Consider the following 20,767-nt stretch of genomic DNA (forward strand, 5'->3'; position numbering starts at 1 on the left):
TCTCTCTCTCGCGCAGCCGGGCCCCGTGTTCACCACTCAGCGTAGCCGCGGAGGCGTTTCCGCTTGTCGTGGCGTCAGGCGTACCTCCCGGCCGCCGATGACGTACTCGGTGAGATAGATCGAGCCGTCCGGCCCGACCGTCACCCCGTGCGGGCTGTTCAGCGTTCCCGCCACCAGCTCGGGGCGCTTCAGTGTGTCACCGCGCCGATCGTTCGGCCAGCCCTCGCGTTTCCCGGCGGCGGGGAACGGGATGATGTGCCGCAGCGCGCCCCTCTCCAGATCCACCGCGGTCAGCGCCCCGTCGAGGTCGGTGACGATGAGTTCGCCCCCGCGTACGGCGAGGCAGCTCGGGGCCCGCAACCGGGCGTCGGTGAAACTCCCGCGATGGTCGCCGTCCGGGCCGAAGGTCATCAGCCGCCGGTTGACCCGGTCGGCCACGACCAGTTCCGGGCCGCGCTCCGATTCGGCGATCGCCACGCCGTGCGGGCACGCGAACGCCTTTCCCGACTCGGTGCCGTCGATGGTCTTCTCATGGCCGCGCTCGCCGTAGATGTGGACGAGGCTCGCGCCATAGCCGTCCGCGACGTAAACGGCGGGGCCGTTGATCGCGATCGACGTGGGCCGCCAGGAATCGCCCGCGTACGCCGGATGCGACGGCGGGCGCAACGCGGTGAACTCGCGCGTCGCGAGGTCGAACCGGCCCGCACACCCCTGCCTGGCCTCGAAATCGTAGTCCGGCGGGCGCGCCTTGAAACCGGGGTCGGCCAGCCACAGCGCACCGCCGCCGCTCGGATCGTAGGTGATCCCGTGGATTTCCAGTAGCGGCACCTCGATCCGCTCGACGTCGCCGTCCGGCGCCCGCCGGACCAGCAGCGCCCCGCCGCCGGGGTGCGCCCAGTACAGGTTCCCCTCCGAGTCCAGCGCGATGCCGGAATGCGACCATTCCAGGCTCCCCGGCACCCCGGGCGGAAGGGTGTCCCAGCGCTCGCCGTCCGTCACGGCCGTCACCTTCCCTTCAAGTCAACGAGTTGTGCCGGCCGCCCGACATGGACCCGGGCGGTGCGAAAGTCGCGCGGCATGTTCCAGCCGACGACCGCGGTGACGATTCCGTCCCGCTGGACGGCGGCGACGAACCGCCCCGATTCCGGGTCGCCCGCGATGGTGTCGAGCGAGGTACCGCCGCCGTGCCCGTACACCTGGATCTTGGTCCCGTACAGGTCCGACCAGAAGAACGGCACCGGCGGCGCGGCGGGCACGGCTCCCGTCGCGATGGTCCGGGCCACGAGCCGCGCCTGTTCGGCGGCGTTGAGCTGGTGTTCGACCCGGACCGGGACGCCCGTGCGCGGATCGGTCCAGGCCGCGACATCGCCCGCGGCGAAGACGCCCGGCGCGGCACGTCCCGCGAAGTCGCAGACGATCCCGTCGGACACGTCGAGCCCACTCGACGCGAGCCACCCGGTGTTCGGGACGCAGCCGATGGCCGCGACCACCAGGTCCGTCTCGACGACATCGCCGCCGGACAGCACCGCGGCCGTCACCCGGTCATCGCCGCGCAGCCCGATGACCTCCTCGCCGAGCCGCAGCTCGACGCCGTTCGCCCGGTGCAGCCGCGCGATGAGCGGCGACAGCAGCGCGCCCGCCAGACCGAGGCGCAGGTGCCGGGACCGTCCGGCGAGGGTCACCGCGACGCCGCGTTCGCGCAGCCCGGCGGCGATCTCCGAGCCCAGCACGCCCGCCCCGGCCACGACGGCACGCCGGGCCGTGGCGAGGCCGGCCCGCAGGGCGATGGCGTCGGCCCGCGTACGCAGCAGGTGCACCCCGCCGAGGCCCGCGCCGTACGCCGGGCGGCGCGCCGACACCCCGGTGGTCACCACGAGGGTGCCGTAGCGCAGGTCATCGCCGGACGCCGTGGTCACCACCCGCCCGGCGGGATCGAGGGCCGCCGCCGCCGTACCCCGCAGCAGCCGGATCCCGAGCCGGTCCAGGTCCGCCTGGGTGCACAACGCGGACTCCCCGGCCGCCCACTCGCCGGTCAGGATCCGCTTGGACAGCGGCGGCCGGTCGTACGGCAGCGCGTCCTCCTCGCCGACCATGGTGATCGTGCCGGCGAAGCCCTCGTCGCGCAGCGCCCGGGCCGTGCTCAGCCCCGCCACCGACGCGCCCACGATGAGCACGTCCGACCGCGTACCGGAGTCCATACCGCGCTACTCGGCGAGCTTGATGGCGTGCGACGGGCACAACGCGGCGGCCCGCCGCGCGGCGGCCTCGTCGGCGGGGCCGATCTCGCTCTTGAGCATGATCACGATGCCGTCGTCATCCTGGTCGAAGAGATCCTCGGCGACCAGGGCACACTGACCCGCGCCCACACAGGCCGGTTTACTGACGGTGACTTCCATATCGAATCCCTCTCCATGCGCCCACGATCCCGGAGCGCGACGCCCGCGGAACGTTGATGCAGGCTCCTGTCCAGCACGGATGAGCATCGTGCGCGATGTCATCGCAACCACGATCGCCGAGCCGTACGTGCGGCGGCCACGCCGCTTTTGACCAGTTCCGGTACTTTAATGACATTTGCTGGATTCCGTTGGCCGCAGGATCGATGCTCACGTACTGTGAGCGCGCCGACGCCGGCCTCGGGGGAAGCGATCAACGGCTCGTGCGCGATCACCACGTCTGAGCGGCGGCCCTCATCGGCACGCCCGGCTCAGAGCCGTGCCGTGAGAATAGAGGAACGCGCATGACCGCCTTGCCCGCCCCCGCACCCCGCACCGAGAACACCGCCGATACCCCGCGCCACGGGCGCGTCGGGTCCCTCCTCGCCGCGATGTTCCTGGTGAACGTCTTCGGCTACGCCGCCAACGTCGCCGCCATCACCGTGCTGCTGCCCTCGCAGGTGCGGGAGGCCGCCGGGGACGGCGCCGTCGCCGCCCTGGCCCTGGTCAACGGCGTGAGCGCGATCGCCTCGTTCGGCATACCGCCGCTGGTGGGACTGATGTCGGACCGCACGCGGACGCGCTGGGGGCGTCGATCACCCTGGATCCTCGGTGGCGGCGTCGCGACCGCGGCCGCGCTCGTGCTCACCGGGGCGGTCTCCGGCGTGACCGGCCTGATGATCGGCTGGTTCCTGGTCCAGGCCACGATCAACGTCGGCCTCAACATCATCCTGGCCACGATTCCGGAAGGCATCCCGGCCAGGCGGCATGGCCTCGCCAGCACCGTGCAGGGCGTCGGCGTTCCCGTGGGCGGCGTCATCGGCGTCCAGCTGGGCGCGGCCCTGGTCGACTCCGTCATGGTCGCGTACGCGCTCCTCGGCGGCCTCTTCCTGATCGCGTCCGTCATCTCCGCGGTGCTCATCCGCGACCGCTCCGGCGCCGCTCTGGACGATCCGGGCCAGGCGCGCCCGCCCATGGGGCGGCAGTTCATGGCGATGTTCAGCAGCCTGCGCGACCGTGACTACCGGTGGGTGTTCATCTCCCGGGCCGTCATCTACCTGGGCTACAACACCGTCTTCGGGTTCAGCCTGTACATCCTGCAAGATCACATCGTGCTGCCGGACGGGCTCGCGCCCGCCTCCGCGGTGGCGACCTCCCAGACGATCAGCATCGCCTTCCTCACCGTCGCCACCCTGATCTCCGGGCCGCTGGTGGACCGGGTGGGCAGGCACCGGGGCTTCGTGCTGACCTCGTCGCTGCTGCTGGCGGCCTCGATCGTGCTGCCCCTGTTCTCCCCGAGCTGGACCATGTTCCTCGTCCAGGCGGGGCTGAGCGGATTCGCCCTCGGCGCGTTCCTCGGCGTGGACCTCTCCCTGGCCACCATCGTGCTGCCCAAGACCGGTGACGCCGGCCGTGACCTGGGCGTCTTCCACATCGCCCTGAACGCCCCCCAGGTCGTCGCGCCCTTCTTCGCCGCGCTGGCGGTGGAGCGGCTCGGCGGGTATCCCGCGCTCTTCATCGTGGGCGGCGTGTTCGCGTTCCTCGGGTCGCTCACCGTACTCCGGGTCAGGCCCCAGCGGGTGTCCGAATGAACGCCCCCGTCCACGACGAGCCCAGCGCACGCGCTGGGAGCTGTGGTTCGCCGAGCTTCGCGGCGGACTGGCTGGAGTCGGACATCGAGTTTCCGGCGCTGCCGTCCGGTGATCCGGCCGCCGCGGCGACCGCCGTACTGGGCTTCGCCGGACGTGTCCGGCGGTCCATCGAGGGCGGTGGTGGCCCGGCGGGCTCAGCCGGGTAGGTCGCGGGGGTGGGGCGGTGGGGTGGCGCCCTGGGCGACGTCGATCGCGGCGGCGGCGAGGGCCAGCACCGGGAAGATCGCGTGCGCCGGCACCCGATAGACCCCGCGCTCGGGCTGTTCGACCAGCCCGGCCGAGGCCAGCGTCTTGAGGTGGTGGTAGAGCCGGCCGGGAGAGGCCAGGGCCAGCTCCGTCTGCAGATCCGCCACCGGTTTGGGCCCGGCGACCAGTGACTGCAGGATCTGGAAGCGCGCCGGGTGCCCGGCGGCGGCCAGTACCGCGGCCAGCGGCCCCGACGGCTGCCGCAGCAACCACCCGGGGCTGCGCCGCACTTCCCACAGCCACTCGTACCCGCCGAGGCTGGCCTGACCGCCGTAGGTGATCAGACCCGTGCCGTCGCCGGCCGCTGTCGGCTTGGGCGCGTCGAGCGCCGCCTCAAGGGCGGCGACCCGCGCCTCAAGGCTCTCCAGCCGGTCGTCGGCACTGCTCAGCGTCGCCTCACTTCAATGCTGCACGAACCTTCGCGAAGAACGCCGAATCGGTCGCCATCCGCACAATGAACTGCTGATGAGCATAGCTGCGCAGCCCCGACAGCCAAGTCGATGTCGGCAGGCGCCGCAGTACGAGTACCGTCTCGCGCGGCTTCTCCCCAGGCTGGACGGTGTACATGGCCTCGCTGATCACGCCGGGCAGCGCGCCCCCCTTCGTGCCGATGCGCAGCGTGTCGGGGTCGGCGCCGGGCTGGCGCATCGGCCACTCCAGGTGCCTTCGCGCCATCTTGTCCTTCTGGAGGTCGCTGAGCACCGCGCGAAGTACGCCGGGCTTGATGTGGGTCACCTTGGTGGCCCAGGCGGCCTGCTCCTCGATGGCGGGGAGCTTGAGCTGGACCGGCTTACCGGCCTTGACGTAGTTCTGCAGGCAGGCGTCGGCGGGCAGCGCGCAGCCGCCGAACCCGTGAAGCATCTCGCCGTTGATCGTGCCGACCGGGGTCCGCGCGAACTTCTGCAGCGCGGCGGGCCCGAGGCGGTCGCGCACCAGGTCGGCGGCGGCGTTGTCGCTCTCCTCGATCATCGCGGAGACGACCTGGTCGAGCGTCACGTTCGCGCCGGGCTTGAGCCGCTTGAGCGCCGCCTCGTGCGCCCCGCCGTCCGTGCCGGGCAGGTGGTAGGCGTTCCAGCGGGCCACGGGCACGCGTTCGCCGGGCTTGACCTTGCCCTTGCGCACGGCGTCCACGTAGGCGGCGAGGTGGGTGATCTTGATGGCCGAGGCCACGGACGTGAGCCGGTCGGCGTTGTGGCTGATGCCCTTCGTCACCAGCGCGACGTCACCCGGGTGGGCGCGGATGTAGGCGAGCACGGACTCGACGTCCTTCAGATCAGCGGGGGCGGTAACGGTCGCCGGGGTGGCCACGGCGGCGGTCAGCAGCATGCTCAGGATGGTCTGCATGCCACGATTTAACCATAAAATCGAAATTCCGGATTAGCGGAGTATCGCAAGCCGGGGGCGGCGATGCGCCTGCCCGGGCCGGGATCAGGTGCCGGGGGCCGCGTCCACCCAGCGCAGGTAGGCGTCCATGTCGACGTTGCCGCCGCACACGATGGTGGCCACCCGCCGCCCCGCGAAACGGGCGCGGTCTTCGAGGATCGCCGCGATGCCGAGCGCCGCCGAAGGTTCGGCGACGAGGCCCGCGTGGCCGAGGAGCATCCGCATGCCGGCGATGATCGACTCCTCCCTGACCAGGACGGCGTCGTCGGCGACCAGCAGCAGGTCCGCGAGGACGTCCGGGATGGGGCACCGCCCGGCGACGCCGTCGGCGATGGTGTCGGTCGAGTCGGTGGTGACCACGCGCCGGCGGTGCCAGGAGTACGTCATGGCCGGTGCGCCCAGCGGCTGTACGCAGATCACCTCGACCCCGGGGGCCAGGGTCTTCAGCACATGCCCCACGCCGGTGGCCATCGCGCCGCCGCCGAGCGCGATCAGCACGGCGTCGAACGACGGCACGGCGTCCGCCAGTTCCAGGCCGATGGTCGCCGCGCCCTCGCAGGTCTCGATGTCCAGGCTGTCCTCGACCAGCCGTACGCCGTCGCGCCGGGCGATGGCCGCCGCCCGCTCGCGGGCCATGTCGAAGTCGCCGTCCACCAGTTCCAGCCTGGCGTCCAGGGCGCGGATGCGATCGAGCTTGGCCGCGGGCGCGTGGCGGGAGGCCACGACGGTGACGTCGAGCCCCCGTCCGCGCCCGGACCAGGCGAGGGCCTGGCCGAGGTTGCCCGCGCTGGCGCACACCACGGCCCCTTGGCCGTCGTCGGCGAGCAGGCTCGCGACCAGTTCGGTGCCGCGGCCCTTGAAACTGCGCACCGGATTCGCCGTTTCGAGCTTGATGTTCACCGCGCATCCGAGTGCGGGTTCCAGCGCCTCGCAGCGGTACAGCGGGCTGTTCAGGAAAACCGGGTCGATCACCCGGCGGGCCGCCCGGATCCGGTCGATGTCCAGACGCGTTTCCGGCATGGCTCAGCAGCCTAGCCGCCGTACGCGGATGGAGCCCCTATTCATCAGGGAATTGAATTAGATTGCCTGCCATGTCGCTTGCCGTGATTCCCCCGCCGCCCGCAGAGGTATGGCACCTCGGGTGGATTCCCATCCGCGGCTACACCCTTTGCGTCATGCTCGGCATCGTCGTGGCCGTCGCCTTCGCGGAGTACCGCTGGCGGGCCCGTGGCGGAACACCGGGGACCATGGTCGATCTGGCGGTCTGGGGAGTGCCGTTCGGGATCGTGGGCGGGCGGCTGTACCACGTCATCACCGACTGGCAGTTGTACTTCGGCCCGAACGCCCCCCATCGCCCCATCGACACCATCCTGATCTGGAGCGATGCCGGGCCGGGCTGGCGGGGGCTGGGCATCTGGGGGGCCGTCGCGCTGGGCGCGGTGGGCGTGTGGATCGCCTGCCGGCGGCGCGGCATCGCGGTGAGCGAGGTCGCCGACACGGTCGCGCCCGCGGTCGCGCTCGGCCAGGCCATCGCCCGCTGGTGCAACTACTTCAACCAGGAGCTGTTCGGCGGCCCCACCGATCTGCCGTGGGGCCTGGTGATCGAGGCGGGCCGCCCGGGCACCGTGCCGGGCGTCACCACCTATCACCCCACGTTCCTGTACGAGTCGCTGTGGAACCTCGGGCTGACGCTGGTCCTGGTCTGGGCCGGTCGCCGCTTCCAGTTGCGGCACGGCCGCCTCTTCGCCATGTACGTGGCGGGCTACACCCTGGGCCGGTTCTGGATCGAGGGCATGCGGGTCGATCCGGCCAACGTCATCTTCGGCATGCGGCTCAACCAGTGGACCTCGATCGCCCTCTTCCTCGGCGCGGTGGCCTACATCTACCTGGCCGGCCGCAGGTCCGCCCCCGAACCGAAGGACGCCGAACAGGTCCCCGCGTAAACGCGAAGGGCGGGGCCGGAGTACTCGCTTGCCGTAGGGCTGACCAATTGGTTAGTGTACTGACCATGCGGTCAGACAACAACGATGACCTCACCGCGCGGGCCCGGATCAGGAACGCGGCGCTGGAGCTGTTCGGCGCCGAGGGGGTCGGGCGGGTCAGCCTGCGGGCGGTCGCCGCGCGGGCCGGGGTGTCCCATGCGCTGGTGCTGCACCATTTCGGCAGCAAGGAGGGCCTGCGCAGGGAGTGCGACGGGTACGTGATCTCGCTGGTCCGCGGCGGTCCCGGCCTGGAGGCGCTGAACGACGCGCCCGCCCTGGGCGCGCTGCTGGAAGCGGGCACCGCCGTACGCCGTTACCTGGCCCGCGCCTTCCTGGACGGCACGCCGGAGGCCGCCGCGCTGTTCGACGAGATCGTCGAGGCCACCGGGCGCTGGCTGGACCAGGGCGTACGCGAGGGATGGGCGCAGCCCGCCGACGACCCGCGGGCGCGGGCGGCCATCTACGTGACCTGGCTGCTGGCCCCGCTGACCTTCGGCGAGCACCTGTCCAGGGCGCTGGGCGTGACCGACCTGCACGGCACCGACGCCACCCTGCAGTACTCCCGGGCCGCCATCGAGATCTTCACCAGAGGCGTGTTCGCCGACGACCGCGCCCTGACCGCATGGGACGCGGTCCGCAAAGAGCGCGACCAGCGCTGAACTTCCATTGGCAGCGAGTTCTTCTGGAGTGAGCATGAGCGAAATCGCCGGTCTGCTGACCGCCCCCGACCGTGACGCGTACCTGACCGGCCTGGCCGAGGACGGCCCGGTCAGCCGCGGCACCTACGTGGACGGCACCCCCATCTGGCTGGTCACCGGTTACCCGGAGAGCGTCACGGTGCTGACCGACCCCCGTTTCAGCAGCGACATCACCAAACAGCGCAAGATCGACCTCGCCGCGGCGATCGGCCTGCCCGAGGACGTCGCGCCGTACCTGCTGCACACCCTCGGCGCGTACGACCCGCCCGACCACACCCGCCTGCGCCGCCTGGTCTCCCGCGAGTTCACCGCCCGCCGGGTGGAGCGGCTGCGCCCGCGCATCCAGGAGATCACCGACGCGCTGCTGGCGGGCCTGCCGGAGGAGTTCGACCTGATCGAGCGGTACGCCTACCCGCTGCCCATCGAGGTCATCTGCGAACTGCTCGGCGTACCCGCCGGCGACCGCGACACCTGGCGCACCTGGACCGCCGGCCTCGGCGCGCCCGACCTGGACCGGATCGCCGAAGGGGCCAGGGGCCTGGTCGGCTACATGCGCGACCTGATCGCCGCCAAGCGGCGCGCGCCCGGTGACGACCTGCTGTCCGGCCTGGTCAAGGTACGCGAGGACGACGGCGACCGGCTCAGCGACGAGGAACTGATCTCGCTCTCCATCAGCATCCTGATCGCCGGGCACGAGACCACCGTGGGCCTGATCAGCCAGAGCGTCCGGCTGATCCTGACCCGCGGCCTCCGGATCGACGACGTCGAGGCGGCGGTGGAGGAGTTCCTGCGGTTCAGCGGGCCCGCCGAGATCGCCGTCATGCGGTACACCCTTGAGCCGGTGGACCTCGGCGGCACCGCGATTCCGGCGGGGGAGGCCGTGCAGGTGGTGTACGCGGCGGCCAACCGCGACCCCCGCCGCTTCGACCGGCCCGGACTGCTCGACCCGCACCGCCCCGACAACGCCCATCTCGGCTTCGGCCACGGCATCCACTACTGCCTGGGCGCGGCGCTGGCCCGCGCGGAGGCGCAGATCGCGCTGACCGGCCTGTTCGACCGGTTCCCCGGGCTCACCCTGGCCGGGGAGGCCGGCTGGCAGCCGGGCATGAAGCGGGCGCTCACCGGCCTGCCGGTCCGTACCTCCCCGCCCGCCTGACGAGCGGGCGTCAGCGGCGGACGCGCGGCAGGATCGGCACGGCGGCCAGTACCAGCAGGCCGCCCGCCAGCGGGATCGCCGCCGCGCCCACGGTGGCCAGCAACACGCCGCCCAGCACCCCGCCGAGCGAGGCCCCGACGAACATCGCGCAGGTGGCCAGCGCCATCGCCGGTCCGGCGGCCCCGGGCGCCAGCGTGAACATCATCGACTGCAACGGCGGGTTGACCGCCCATCCGGCCAGCGCCAGCAGGACCGCCGCCGCGCCGAGGACGGCGATGGGCATCCCTCCGGCCCACGCCACCGCCGCGGTCGCGACGAGGAAGACCGCATATCCGGCGAAGGCCAGCACAAGGGTGCGGTACGGGCCGATTCTGTCCGAACCGCTCGTACTCCCGGTAGCCGTTCTCGTCCCGGCCGGGCGACAACAGCCCCTGCTGCTCGTAGTAACGCAACGACCGGGCACTGACGCCGGTACGCCGGGCGAGTTCGCCGATCCTCATCTCCGATTCCATGGGCATGCGACGGAAGCTATGCCCCTGACACTAGCGTCAAGGTCAAGCCCTCCGGCGGGATGGCATCAGACGTGGGCGATCAGGGCATAGCGTTCGTCGGTGACCGGGCCGCCCCACAGGTCGGGGTCGTGGCCGAGCGGCTGGACGTGTATGTCACTGACGAGTGGGCGCACGGCGGTGGCCAGGTCGGCGGCGGTGACCCCGCCGTTCCAGGGCAGTGTCCGGGCACCCGTCACGTAGGGAGTCTCGGGCTGTCCGGGCTCGCCCCACCGGCCCTCGATCAGCACCAGCCGGCCGTCCGGGCGCAGCCGGGAGACCCACTCGCGCAGCGCCGCGTGCGGATCGGGCAGCGTCCACAGCAGGTGCCGGGACAGCAGCAGGTCGAACCGCTGGCCGCCAGTGGGCGGGAGGGCGGCGTCACCGACCAGGAAGCGTCCGGGGAGCCCGGCGTCGGCGAGTTTGGCCCGCGCCTGTTCGACCATCTGGGGCGCCAGGTCCACGCCGGTCACCCGATGCCCGGACGCTGCCAGCAACAGCGACAGCGAGCCCGTCCCGCACCCCACGTCCAGGACGTCGGCCGGATCGGCGGGCGCCCACTCTTGGAGCAGGCGGTCCCAGGCGGCGCGCGTGTGATCGGCCCGCAGCCCGTGGTCGGGCTCGTCGTCGAACGTGCGGGCGGCGGCGTCCCAATAGCCGGTGATCGCCGACGTCAGTTCGGTCATGGTGACGATTCTGGCCGTCGCCACCGACAATTCGGTGGCCCTAGTCTCTCTGGCATGCCGGTACGTCTCTCGCCGCGCCTCGCGGCCGTCGTGAACGCGCTTCCCCTCCGCCCCGGCTCCCGGGTGCTCGAAATCGGATGCGGCCCCGGCGCGGCCGCGCGGGCGGTGGCGATGCGGCTCGACGGCGGGCACATCCTGGCCATCGACAGGTCCGCCGCCGCCATCGCGCAGGCCGAGGCGGGGGCGGCGGAGGAGATCGCGGCCGGGCGGATGAGCGTCCGCCAGGTCGCGGGGGAGGACTTCGTCCTCCAGCCGCAGGAGGAACCGTACGACCTGGTGTTCGCCGTACGCGTCGGCGCGCTGGACGGACGCCACCCCGAGACCGGACGCCGCATGCTGCAACGCATCGCCGCCGCCACCACCCCCGACGCCCGCCTCTTCATCGACGGCGGCACCCCCCTTCGCGAGCTGACCATCCCCCGCGCCTGAGCATCATGACCGCCCAGGGGTGAGTACCGCCGCTCAGGCGCCGTCGCGGCGGCGGTCATACGCTCCGAGGCATGTTCGGGAAACGAACGGCGGCCGGAGTATGGCGTTGCCGGACCGACGGCCGTTGGGAACCGGCGGCCCGCCAGAGGTCGCTCGCCTTCGGAAAGGTCATCGCCACCGGCGAGCACGACGCCTGGGCCTTCGGCTGGAAGATCGTGGGCATCAGCGCATGGATCCCGATGGCGGACGGCCCACAACGCCCCACGGCCTTCCGCTGGGACGGCGATCGGTGGAGGAGCGGCGCCCTTCCCGTCGAACACGGCACCATCGGCCCGGTCGCCGCGTCCGGCCCCGCCGACGTATGGGCCGTGGGGGATACCGGCATCCTGCGCTGGGACGGACGTAGCTGGGCGGTGGTCCACCGGTCGCCCGGCATGGTCGGGGATCTCGCCGTCCTCGCCGCCGACGACGTGTGGGTCTTCGGCGACCACCGGGCCTGGCACTACGACGGCGCCACCTGGTCACGGCGACCCCTGCCGTTCCGGGCCGCGCAGGTCAGCGCGCGTTCCGCCACCGACATCTGGGCTCTCGACGACGACGCCCTCCGCCTGCACCACTTCGACGGCGAGGACTGGCACCGCATCGACCCGACTCCGGCGTTGCCGGAAATTCCGCCCTCGACCTACCCGCCCGGCCCACAGCTCACCGCCATCACCGCCGACCCGACCGGAGTGTGGATCACCGGAGAGATCGGGATGTCGTCGTTCCTGCTCGTCCCGGCCGGTTCCGGCTGGCGCTACGAGGACACCTCCACGACAGCGGGGCGCATGATCCGTGACATTCCTCCCGTTCCCGACGGCGAGGGCGGCCACTGGTTGGTCGGCTCCACCGACATCAACGGCCACGACTCCGCCCTCGCCCACCGCGACCCCAGCGGCCACTGGACCACGATCCCGGCCGGCGGCGAACTGACCTCACTGTCGGCCACCCCCGGCGGCACACTCCTGGCCGCGGGGAGAATCAGCGTTATCGGCTGAATATTCAGATGTCAGGGGGCGAGTAATGCCCGTACAGTTATTCGCGTGACGAAGCTCAATCAGATCCTCGCGGTGGAGAAGGGCGTGAAGTCCGACGTCCAGCGTAAGGTGACCGACGCCTATCACCAGATTCAGAAGACCCCGCTGCTTTCTGGTATCTCGCGCGTCTACCAGCCGATCGACGACGAGGGTGAGCAGCTTCCGCCGGAGTCGACGCGCGTCCAGGTGCAGGCGGAGGCCGTGCTGAAGGGCGTTGGCGAAGTGCTCACGCGGCTGTTCGACGTGACCGCGACAAAGGACTGGGCGAACTGCGCCGCCAAGGCCGACGTGCTCGTGGACGGTTCGGTATTGCTGGCGGATGTGCCCGTCACCTATCTGCTCTTCCTGGAAAAGCAGCTCACCGACGTGCACGCGTTCATTTCCAAGCTGCCGACCCTGGACCCGGCCGAGACCTGGGCGCAGGACGAGCACACCGAGGCATGGCGTACCGAGCCGGTCAAGACGACCCGCACCAAGAAGGTGCCGCGCAATCACGTCCTGGCCGCGGCGACCGACAAGCACCCGGCGCAGGTGCAGGTGTACAACGAGGACATCGTGGTCGGCTACTGGACCAAGGTCGCGTTCTCCGGTGCGCTGCCGCAGCGCCGCGTCAACGAATTGCTGGCCCGGGTGCAGAAACTCCAGGAGGCCGTCAAATACGCGCGTGAGGAGGCCAACGGCACCGAGGTGGTCGATCAGAAGATCGGCCAGAAGGTGTTCGGCTATCTGTTCGCCTGACCCCACAGACCCCCTCGCCTACGGGTGAGGGTGCGCGAGGAGCGCAAGCTGAGGCTGAAGCCTGAGCCTGATTCACGGGCCCGCTGGGCCGATCAAATTCAGATTCTCGCTCCAGATTCAGCATTGACCGTCGGATGCCGGACCGACCGAAGGCGGACGGAGATTGTTGAGATGCCGGTTCGAATCCGGCCCGGGCCTCCACTCGTGGCCCGGTGGCTCAATGGCAGAGCGCACATCGACCAGGACTGATCCGTCTTCTTAAACGCCGCCGGCACCACATGTGACGGCAACTTTCAGGCCCCCCGGCCATGGGTAGTCCGGGGGGCCGCTCCTTTTTCCGGTGGCACCCTTCCCGCGGGACCGTCTACTACGCGCCGTAGTATGACGCGCTGTAGTAGGACCGGGAAGGGGATGCGATGCGGAGCTCGGCGCGGTTGGTGATCTTGGGTGCGGTGTTCGTGGATCTGCTGGGGTTCACGCTGGTGCTGCCGGCGTTGCCGTTCTACGCCGCGGAGCTGGGTGCGACCGGGGTGTGGTTCGGGGCCCTGGTCAGTGCGTACGCCGTCGCGCAGTTCGTGGCGGCTCCGGTGCTGGGCAGGCTGTCCGACCGGTACGGCAGGCGGTCCGTGCTGCTGATGGCGCTGGCCGGGTCGGCGGTGTCCATGGCGCTGACCGGGATGGCGGGGTCGCTGGGGGCGTTGCTGGCGTGCCGGGTGCTGGCCGGGGCGAGTGGCGGGAGCATTTCGGTGGCGCAGGCGTACCTGGCCGATGCCGTGCCCGCCGACCGCCGTACCCAGGCGATGGCGCAGATGGGGGCCGCCATCGGGATGGCGTTCATGATCGGGCCGGCGATCGGCGGGGTGCTGGCGCCGTTGGGGTTCGCCGTGTGCGCGTACGTCGCGGCGGGGCTGGCGGCGGTCAACCTGGTCGCCGCGCTCGTCTGGCTGCCCGAACCGTCCCGCCACCGCACACCGGAGGAGCCGCCCGGTGCGAGTCAGGAAAAGTCCGGACGCGCCCCGGTGGCGCTGCTGGCCGCGACCGGCTTCCTGGCGATGACGGCCTTCGTCGGCATGGAGACCACGCTCGCGTTCCTCGGCCGGGACCGTTACGGCTGGGACGCCACCGCCATCGGCCTGGCGCTCGCCGCGGCCGGGCTGGCGCTGGTGATCGTGCAGGCCGGGCCGGTGTTCCTGCTGGCCCGCCGCTGGGGTGACGCGCGCGTGGCGGCGGCCGGGGCGGTGATCATGGCAGCGTGCATGGCGGCGGTCGCGGTGTCGGCGACCTGGTGGCAGTGCCTGGCCGCGGTCTGCCTGCTCGCCGCCGGGCACGGCCTGCTCACCCCGACGGTCTCCAGCCTGATGGCCGTCGCGGGCTCGCCCGAACGGCGCGGCGCGCGGCTGGGCCTCGGGCAGTCCGCCGAGGCCGCGGCGCGCGTCGCGGGTCCCGCCGCCGCTGGACTACTGTTCGATGTCGGGGCCGCGCTCCCGTACCTGGCCGGAGCCGCGTCGGCGGTGCTCGCGGCGGTGACCGTGCTGTCCGTACCGGCCCGCGAGCCCGTACCGGAGCCGGAGCCGGAGCCGGAGCCGCGCGGCGCGGAAGGAGGGGTGTGAACAGCCTGGGTGAGCTGGAACGCTCGATCATGGACGTGCTGTGGGGCACCGACGCCTGGCTGACCGTACGCGAGGTCGTCAACCGGCTCAGCGACCGCGACAACGCCTACACGACCGTCATGACCGTCCTGAACAGGCTCGTCCGCAAGGACTTCGTCCGCCGCGAACGCGACGACGACGGCCGCACCTGGCGCTACCGCCCCGCCGCCGGGCGCGAGACGTACATCGCCGAACTGATGCTGGCGGCCCTCGGCGAGACCGGCGACCGCCTCGCCGCCCTCGGCCACTTCGCCCGCTCCGTCACTCCTGAGGAGGCCGAAGCCCTCCGCCGAGCCCTCCCGGAGGGCGGGGCACCGTGATCTATGTGGTGCATCACCTCATCACTCTGCCCGTGGCGTGGGGAGCGATGGCGATCATGCTGCGGTCGCGGTGGGCCTGGCGGGCACCGCGGACCTCGCTGGCGATCTGGCAGGCGATCGGGGCGTGCCTCGTGCTGTCCGGGATCGGTACCGCGCTCGCGCTCGGCCTGGCCCCCTACCGGCTGGGGGTCGTGCCCGCGCTGGCCGCCTTCGCCGGTGATGCGGCCAGGGGCGATCTGCCCGCCGCGCTCACCCCCGTCCACCTCCTGCTCACCGCCTGCGGCCTGGCCGCGACCGGGTGGCTGGCGTTCGCCCTGGTGCGCAGCGCTCGCGCGGTGGCCGCGTTGCGGTGCAGGCAGCGTACGCTGCTGGCCCTGATCGCCCGCCCGCACCCCGTCCAGCGGGACGCCCTGGTGGTCGAGCATCCCGCCGTGACCGCGTACTGCCTGCCGGGCCGCCGGGCCGCGATCGTCGTCAGCACCGGCAGTCTCGACCTGCTCAGCGGCCGGGAGTTCCAGGCCGTACTGGCCCACGAGCGCGCCCACGCCCGCGAACGCCACGACCTGGTGCTGCTGCCCTTCGCCGCGCTGCACCGCGCCTTCCCCGCCGCCCGCCGGATCAGGGCCATGCTGGACGCGGTCGCCCTGCTGGTCGAGATGCGCGCCGACGACCGGGCCGCCCGCGACAACGACCGGCTGACCCTGGCCACCGCCCTCCGCCGCTTCCGCGCCTGCGAACGCCTCCCCGCCCCACCCGGCACCCTCGCCGCCACCGGCCGCGACACCGAACGGGACCTCGACGCCCGCATCGCCCGCCTGGCCACCCCACCCCGCACCTCCCGCCCGGCGCGCGTACTGCTCCTGCTCCTCGCCCTGACCGTGGCGAGCACTCCGCTCAGTTTGTTCCTTCTTCCGCTGTAGGCGAAAAAATCCCGGCCATGTCGAATTGGGTCCGCGATTTCTGGCGCTAATGGCGGGTAGCTAATGGCCCGCCCTGTCTCGGAAATAAAAATATATGAGCAGAATCGGCTCGCCGATCGATCGCCGGGCGACGATGGCCTTACCGCCCGATGGACCGTGCGATGCGGGAGCGGCGAAATTCGGATCGGATCGTGGATCAACGGCCTGACGAGTTCCATCTGGAACCGCACCGGATACACGGTTTGTTTCTATGAGCACATAAACGCCAGCGGCCGGGAACTTATCAGGATCGGCCCCGGCGGCTGGTCGAACAATGTCGGCAGCGGCGCCAACGACAAGATCTCTTCGTACACATTCTGCTGACGATTCGTTCGTCAGCGCTCAACGAACGGCCTCGTGGCGGCAGGATACGCGACCATCCCCGCCACGGGGCCGTTCCGGCGATGTCATTTGCGGTCGGTCCAGTTCTTCAGCATTCTTTTGAGCGCGCCGGGGGCCTCGGTGGCGAGGAAGGTGGCGCGCATCATGCCCTCGTAGACCGGGCGGGGGAGGGAGCCGAAGCCCTGGGCGATGTAGCCGCGGACCACCTCGCCGTGCCAGAGCGGGTGGATCTTCTGCAGGCCGCGGGTGGCCTGTTTGATCATTTCGGCGGCCTCGGGGTCGTCGCTGAGCGAGACGCGGGCGATGCCGAGTTGCATGAGCGACGCGAGCGTTTCCGGGTGCTGCTCGCCGAGCACGATGAGCCGGCCGTGGTAGGCGCGGGAGGCGTACTCGGCGCTCGTCTCGAAGTCGTGGAGGTTCATGGCCGCGCCGCTCAGGCCGTACTGGATGCGCAGCCGGATGGGGTGCCGTTCGCCCAGCGCCGCCCGGGCATCCTGGTCCGCGGCCTCCAGGATGGCGCGGCCCGTCCGGCCGTCCTGCCAGCCCGCGACGCTGATGCCGTACGCCACGCGGGCGCTCAGCGTGAGCGGGTTGGCCGGGCCGAGGCGGCGCTCGTACTCCTCGCACACCTCCCGCATCCGGACGAGCTGCTGCCGGTCCATCTTGGTGAACGGGTTCGGGGAGCGGGCGAACGCCGAGAGCTTGGCGTCCACCAGGGCCACCGCGGCCTCGAAGGCCAGCGGGTGCTGCGCCAGACCGGCGCGCTCGAAGCCCGCCAGCGCCCGTTCCGCCGCGGCCATGGCGAGCCGGGGCCGCTGGTGCAGGCCATGGATCAGCGCCTCTTCCAGGTGGCGCTGCGGCAGGTCGGGGTCGGTGACCTCGGCGAGCAGGGCGGCGGCCTCCGGCAGGCGGCCTCGCTGGCGCAGCGCGCGGGCCCGGTCGATGCGTACCCGATCGGCGTGCTCGGGGGACATATCGGGAATGCGGTGTTCGAGGCGCTGCCAATGGGGTTCGGCCTCGCTGAACCGGCCCAGGCCGTCCAGACCGGCCGCGAGCCCGTGCAGGGCCTGCGCGGTGGCCTCATCGGAAGTGGGGTGAAGGGCCAGCCGGGCGAGCTCGGTGGCCGCGCTGTAGTCGGCCACGGTGACCAGGGCCAGGGCGGCGGCGGCGGCCGCCTGGCGGGTGCGGGCGTCCTCGTCGCCGTACCGGTGGCGCAGCCGGGAGACCAGGCGCTGCGCGAGCCGGGCGGCGGACAGGTGGCTGGCGGCCCGTTCGTCGATCGCGACCAACTCGGTGAGCAGGGAAATGGCCAGGTCGTCGGGCAGGTCAGGCCCGGTGACCAGGTGCCGGGCGTGCGCCACGGTCGAGGGCGCCGGGGCGTCCGGCCCGGTCAGGTACTCAGCGACGGCCGCCCCCACCGCCGGGAGCAGGCCGGACGCGGCTCCGGGTGGCAGCGCGCGGACCACCCGGGGGTGGACGAACACGCCGTCGCCCGCCGCCGAGACCACGCACATGCGGGTCAGTGACGTAAGGGCGGGCAGCAGCCGATCCCACGCCTCCCGCTCGGTCCAGCCGTGCCGCGCCTCGGCGGTCCGCCGCAGGACGCCGCGCGGGATCGGGACCGGCGCCAGGAACAGGGCGGGCGCCAGCACCGACAGAGCGGAGGCGTCCAGCTCACGCAGGGTCTCCTGGAGGACGCTGTCCACCTCGTCCCTGATCTTCGCCCGGTACTCGGGCAGCGACACCAGCCCGCGGGCGGCCCGCAGCTTGGCGCCCGCGATGCGTAGATCCTGGGGATGTCCGCCGAGATCTCCCACCAGTCCCGCGGCCTCGGACTCCTCTCCGGTGTCGTACGCGTCTTCCAGGAGAGCGAGTCCTTCGGCCTCGGTGAGCCTGCTGAGATGGACGGGCGCGCCGATGTCGGTGTAGCGATGCTCCCGGCAGGTCAGGATGGTCCGCACCCATCGCGAGGGGACCAGCAGCTCGCGTACCACCTCGTCCGGCACCCCGGCAGGGACCTGATCGACGATCCACAGCACCGGCCGCGCCTGCCGCCCGAAGTGGTCGGCGACGCGGAAGCACAGGCGGTCGTCGTCGGCCCCGTCGAGCGCGATGCCGCGGTCCGCGGCCATGGTCCGCAGCGCGCGGCGGTAGTCGAGCAGCAGGTCGGGCCCGTCCTGGTCGGGGTCGAGCGTGAAGCGGTACACGCCCCCGAGGAAGGCCGCCGCGAACTCCTGCGCGTACTGCGCGGCCAGCGTGGTCTTGCCGGTACCGGGCAGCCCGGAGATCACCGCGACGCCGATCGCGGGACCCCGCTCGACGAGGCCGAACTCGCCCGCGTGCAACGCCGAGTGCAACTGCCACATCTCCGAGTAGCGGTGGATCATCCCCCGGTCGGGCAGCGGGTCGCCCGGCCACCAGCGGGCCGGTGGCACCGGGCCGGCCGCGCTCGGCGGGCCGGGCGAGCGGGCGACGTGCCCGGCCACGTCCTCGGCGAAACGCCGGTGGTCGGCGGCGGTGACCGGGCGCGGCCGGTACTTCAGGTCGCGCAACTGCACCGGCTCGATATGGTCGCCGGACTCCTCGGGATTGATCACGAGAATGCGGCCCGCCGCCGTGTCGCCGCGCTGGGCGAGCAGAAAGGCGAACGTCATTTCGAGCTGACAGGCCGGGCGCGTGGGATAGGCGCGGGAGTAATAGGCCAGGAAGACCGTCGACGCAAGGACGCTTTCGGTGATCCGTTTCGTGATGCTCTCGTGGTGGTCGATCGAGCGCTCGTCCCGGAAGACCCGCATCGGACGGCCATGGACCTTCACCCCGCGCAGGGCCTGCTCAAGCTCCCGGGCGATCTCCCGGTCGTCCCCGGCGTAACTGAGGAAAACGTCGTACTCGTCCGGCTCCATGACCGCCTGTTTTTTCGCGGTGGGTGGCGAATTCGCCCGCTGTCCGGATCATAAACGCGAATGCCCCCCGTGTGGGGGGCATTCCAAAAGGGCGGTCAGCGGAGCGGGCGGGGGAGGCGGATGGTGACGATGCGGCTGGGCACGCCACTGCTCACCAGCCGCCCGTCCGCGCCGAACTCACCGACGCCGAAGTCGTTGTCGTTGGCCACGACGAGGGTCCGCCGGTCGAGCAGGGCGATGCCCTCGACCTTGCCGGGCAGCGTCGGGACGACCTCGGGCAGGTCGGCGACCAGCGCCTTGGCCGGGAACCGCACGTCCTGCGGGGTGGCCTGGGCCTCCAGCGACGGCGCGGTGGCGGGGTCGTCGTAGCGTCCGCCGAGCAGGTTCGTCGCCTTGGCCAGGTCGATCTGGTAGATCCTGGCCACGTTGTCGGTGCGCTCGTCCACCAGCAGTTTGCGGCCGGAGACGTGCGCCAGGCCGGAGATCTTCATCTCGTCCTGCTCGCCGTCCGCCTTGGGGTCGAAGGTGGTGACGTCCTCGAAGCGGTAGGCGTACTCGCCGGTCACCCGCTCGGCGCGGATGTCGTACGTGAGGATGCGCCCGTTCCGCGATGATTTGGCCGTCTTCTTGTCCGGGTTCGCCAGCGGGCTCTGCACCGCGAGGTAGAGGGTGCCGCCGCCGATCGCCAGGCCCTCGAAGCCGCGGTTCTGCTGCCGGGAGGCGAGGATCGCGGGCAGGGTCTCCTTGACCGGGTAGTCGGCCCCGGTGAGCTTGAGGCCCTTGGGCACGTACCGGGCCAGCACCTTGCCCCGCTCCGAGACGTGCAGCAGCGACGGGCCGTACTCGTCCACCAGCCAGAAGTCCCCGCGCGGGCCGCGCACGATGTCCTCGGTGTCCACGCCGCTCGGGTTGTACGGCAGCGTGGTGCGCGCGTCCCAGGTGTAGGGCTCCTCGTCGTGGCCGGCCTGGTTGCTCAGGCCGGTGATCGGCTTGCCGGAGTCGCCGACCAGCGGCAGGTACTTCTTGATCTCGACTCCGAACCGGGTGGCCACCTGGACGATCGCCGGGGCGAACTCGGGGATCGGGAACGTCCGGCGCTTGTCGCCGTCCACCTTGACCTGCCCGTTCGGACCGCGGTCGGTGACCATCCAGTAGTCGCCGCGCCGCGCGGCCGGGAACAGGCCGCTGCCGATCCCGCCCAGCTCCACGCCGCGGTCGTCGGTGATGGACCTTTGCAGCTCGGCCAGGGGGACCGGCGGGATGCGCACGTCCTTGGTGACGACGGGCCGCCGGGCGGGGCCGGGCTCGGCGGCGGCGGGGGACGGTACGGCGAGCGTCACGGCGGCGAGCGCCAGGCCCGCGAGGACGGGACGGAACATGGCATGGCCTTTCATCGGCATGGCGTTCATTGATATTCCGCGCCTGTTGACGTCAACCAACCACATATTGACGCGCCGATGAACCCCCGCTGTCGAGCAGGCCGGTGACGGGCCTGCGACGTGCGGGTG

At 71.6% G+C, this 20,767-nt stretch carries 22 protein-coding genes and 1 pseudogene; 12 read left to right on the forward strand and 11 right to left on the reverse strand.

Translation table 11 applies throughout. The annotated features are described in order from the left end of the window. Positions 1–36: 36 nt before the first annotated feature. From DP939_RS37850 to DP939_RS37860, 3 genes are read right to left on the reverse strand one after another with little or no spacing between them, the layout of a single operon-like run. Positions 37–999, reverse strand: coding sequence for an NHL repeat-containing protein (locus DP939_RS37850; RefSeq protein WP_147268299.1), 963 nt, complete (start codon positions 997–999; stop codon positions 37–39). Positions 1,000–1,004: 5 nt separating this feature from the next. Further along, positions 1,005–2,198, reverse strand: a complete 1,194-nt coding sequence (locus tag DP939_RS37855; protein ID WP_113985658.1) for an NAD(P)/FAD-dependent oxidoreductase — start codon at positions 2,196–2,198, stop codon at positions 1,005–1,007. 6 nt (positions 2,199–2,204) lie between these two features. Continuing rightward, positions 2,205–2,396: a ferredoxin gene (locus DP939_RS37860; protein ID WP_113985659.1), complete on the reverse strand. Its 192-nt coding sequence runs from the start codon at positions 2,394–2,396 to the stop codon at positions 2,205–2,207. A 341-nt stretch (positions 2,397–2,737) separates the two neighbouring features. Here DP939_RS37860 and DP939_RS37865 point away from each other — a divergent pair, with 341 nt between their 5' ends. Next, positions 2,738–4,024 (forward strand): MFS transporter, encoded by a 1,287-nt coding sequence (locus tag DP939_RS37865; protein ID WP_113985660.1) that lies wholly within the window; start codon positions 2,738–2,740, stop codon positions 4,022–4,024. Continuing rightward, on the forward strand, positions 4,021–4,230 hold the full coding sequence (locus tag DP939_RS37870) for a hypothetical protein (RefSeq protein ID WP_113985661.1): 210 nt from the start codon (positions 4,021–4,023) through the stop codon (positions 4,228–4,230). The genes DP939_RS37865 and DP939_RS37870 overlap by 4 nt, the downstream gene beginning before the upstream one ends. Here the strand turns inward: DP939_RS37870 and DP939_RS47290 are convergent. From DP939_RS47290 to DP939_RS37885, 3 genes are all read right to left on the reverse strand, one after another. Beyond that, positions 4,219–4,539 (reverse strand): ArsR/SmtB family transcription factor, encoded by a 321-nt coding sequence (locus DP939_RS47290; protein ID WP_199565676.1) that lies wholly within the window; start codon positions 4,537–4,539, stop codon positions 4,219–4,221. The two genes, DP939_RS37870 and DP939_RS47290, sit on opposite strands and share 12 nt — an antisense overlap. A 187-nt stretch (positions 4,540–4,726) precedes the next feature. Beyond that, positions 4,727–5,674, reverse strand: a complete 948-nt coding sequence (locus tag DP939_RS37880) for a serine hydrolase (protein ID WP_113985663.1) — start codon at positions 5,672–5,674, stop codon at positions 4,727–4,729. A gap of 84 nt (positions 5,675–5,758) precedes the next feature. Beyond that, the gene (locus tag DP939_RS37885) at positions 5,759–6,733 is read right to left on the reverse strand and encodes a threonine ammonia-lyase (protein WP_113985664.1); all 975 of its coding nucleotides are present in this window, start codon (positions 6,731–6,733) and stop codon (positions 5,759–5,761) included. Between the two features lie 71 nt (positions 6,734–6,804). Between DP939_RS37885 and lgt the strand changes: the two genes are divergently transcribed. The 3 genes from lgt to DP939_RS48255 all read left to right on the forward strand — a co-directional run bounded on the left by lgt (position 6,805) and on the right by DP939_RS48255 (position 9,549). Continuing rightward, positions 6,805–7,656 (forward strand): prolipoprotein diacylglyceryl transferase, encoded by an 852-nt coding sequence (lgt, locus tag DP939_RS37890; RefSeq protein ID WP_113985665.1) that lies wholly within the window; start codon positions 6,805–6,807, stop codon positions 7,654–7,656. 65 nt (positions 7,657–7,721) lie between these two features. Then, positions 7,722–8,354: a TetR/AcrR family transcriptional regulator gene (locus DP939_RS37895; protein WP_113985666.1), complete on the forward strand. Its 633-nt coding sequence runs from the start codon at positions 7,722–7,724 to the stop codon at positions 8,352–8,354. Between the two features lie 34 nt (positions 8,355–8,388). Continuing rightward, positions 8,389–9,549, forward strand: a complete 1,161-nt coding sequence (locus tag DP939_RS48255; protein ID WP_113985667.1) for a cytochrome P450 family protein — start codon at positions 8,389–8,391, stop codon at positions 9,547–9,549. Positions 9,550–9,559: 10 nt separating this feature from the next. On the opposite strand, the gene DP939_RS48260 is transcribed toward DP939_RS48255, so the two are convergent. The 3 genes and pseudogenes from DP939_RS48260 to DP939_RS37910 all read right to left on the reverse strand — a co-directional run bounded on the left by DP939_RS48260 (position 9,560) and on the right by DP939_RS37910 (position 10,783). Then, a complete protein-coding gene (locus DP939_RS48260; RefSeq protein ID WP_147268300.1) occupies positions 9,560–9,898 on the reverse strand; it encodes a hypothetical protein in 339 nt (112 codons plus the stop codon). A 37-nt stretch (positions 9,899–9,935) separates the two neighbouring features. Further along, positions 9,936–10,049: pseudogene (locus DP939_RS48265) on the reverse strand (MerR family DNA-binding transcriptional regulator); the annotation flags it as partial. 77 nt (positions 10,050–10,126) lie between these two features. After that, the gene (locus tag DP939_RS37910) at positions 10,127–10,783 is read right to left on the reverse strand and encodes a class I SAM-dependent methyltransferase (RefSeq protein WP_113985668.1); all 657 of its coding nucleotides are present in this window, start codon (positions 10,781–10,783) and stop codon (positions 10,127–10,129) included. A gap of 54 nt (positions 10,784–10,837) precedes the next feature. On the opposite strand from DP939_RS37910, the gene DP939_RS37915 reads away from it, so the two are divergent. From DP939_RS37915 to DP939_RS37945, 7 genes are all read left to right on the forward strand, one after another. After that, the gene (locus DP939_RS37915; RefSeq protein ID WP_113985669.1) at positions 10,838–11,272 is read left to right on the forward strand and encodes an SAM-dependent methyltransferase; all 435 of its coding nucleotides are present in this window, start codon (positions 10,838–10,840) and stop codon (positions 11,270–11,272) included. 71 nt (positions 11,273–11,343) lie between these two features. Beyond that, positions 11,344–12,309 carry a beta propeller repeat protein gene (locus tag DP939_RS37920; RefSeq protein ID WP_113985670.1) on the forward strand — a complete coding sequence of 322 codons (966 nt, stop codon included), beginning with the start codon at positions 11,344–11,346 and terminating at the stop codon, positions 12,307–12,309. Between the two features lie 45 nt (positions 12,310–12,354). Next, positions 12,355–13,086 carry a DUF7873 family protein gene (locus DP939_RS37925; protein WP_113985671.1) on the forward strand — a complete coding sequence of 244 codons (732 nt, stop codon included), beginning with the start codon at positions 12,355–12,357 and terminating at the stop codon, positions 13,084–13,086. 416 nt (positions 13,087–13,502) lie between these two features. Then, positions 13,503–14,696 (forward strand): MFS transporter, encoded by a 1,194-nt coding sequence (locus DP939_RS37930; protein WP_113985672.1) that lies wholly within the window; start codon positions 13,503–13,505, stop codon positions 14,694–14,696. Then, positions 14,693–15,055 (forward strand): BlaI/MecI/CopY family transcriptional regulator, encoded by a 363-nt coding sequence (locus DP939_RS37935; RefSeq protein ID WP_113985673.1) that lies wholly within the window; start codon positions 14,693–14,695, stop codon positions 15,053–15,055. Before DP939_RS37930 ends, DP939_RS37935 begins: the two co-directional genes overlap by 4 nt. A 5-nt stretch (positions 15,056–15,060) precedes the next feature. Further along, entirely contained in the window at positions 15,061–15,975 is a 915-nt protein-coding gene (locus tag DP939_RS37940) for a M56 family metallopeptidase (protein ID WP_147268301.1), read from the forward strand. 63 nt (positions 15,976–16,038) lie between these two features. Beyond that, complete coding sequence (locus tag DP939_RS37945; RefSeq protein ID WP_113985675.1) at positions 16,039–16,338, forward strand: peptidase inhibitor family I36 protein; 300 nt, start codon at positions 16,039–16,041, stop codon at positions 16,336–16,338. A gap of 83 nt (positions 16,339–16,421) precedes the next feature. Here the strand turns inward: DP939_RS37945 and DP939_RS37950 are convergent, their stop codons facing one another. Together DP939_RS37950 and DP939_RS37955 are read right to left on the reverse strand one after the other, a co-directional pair. Continuing rightward, positions 16,422–19,259, reverse strand: coding sequence for a tetratricopeptide repeat protein (locus tag DP939_RS37950; protein WP_113985676.1), 2,838 nt, complete (start codon positions 19,257–19,259; stop codon positions 16,422–16,424). 95 nt (positions 19,260–19,354) lie between these two features. Further along, positions 19,355–20,638, reverse strand: coding sequence for an esterase-like activity of phytase family protein (locus DP939_RS37955; protein ID WP_113985677.1), 1,284 nt, complete (start codon positions 20,636–20,638; stop codon positions 19,355–19,357). Between the last annotated feature and the right edge of the window lie 129 nt (positions 20,639–20,767).

The sequence above is a fragment of the Spongiactinospora rosea genome (assembly GCF_003315795.1).
Classification (GTDB): Bacteria; Actinomycetota; Actinomycetes; order Streptosporangiales; family Streptosporangiaceae; genus Spongiactinospora; species Spongiactinospora rosea.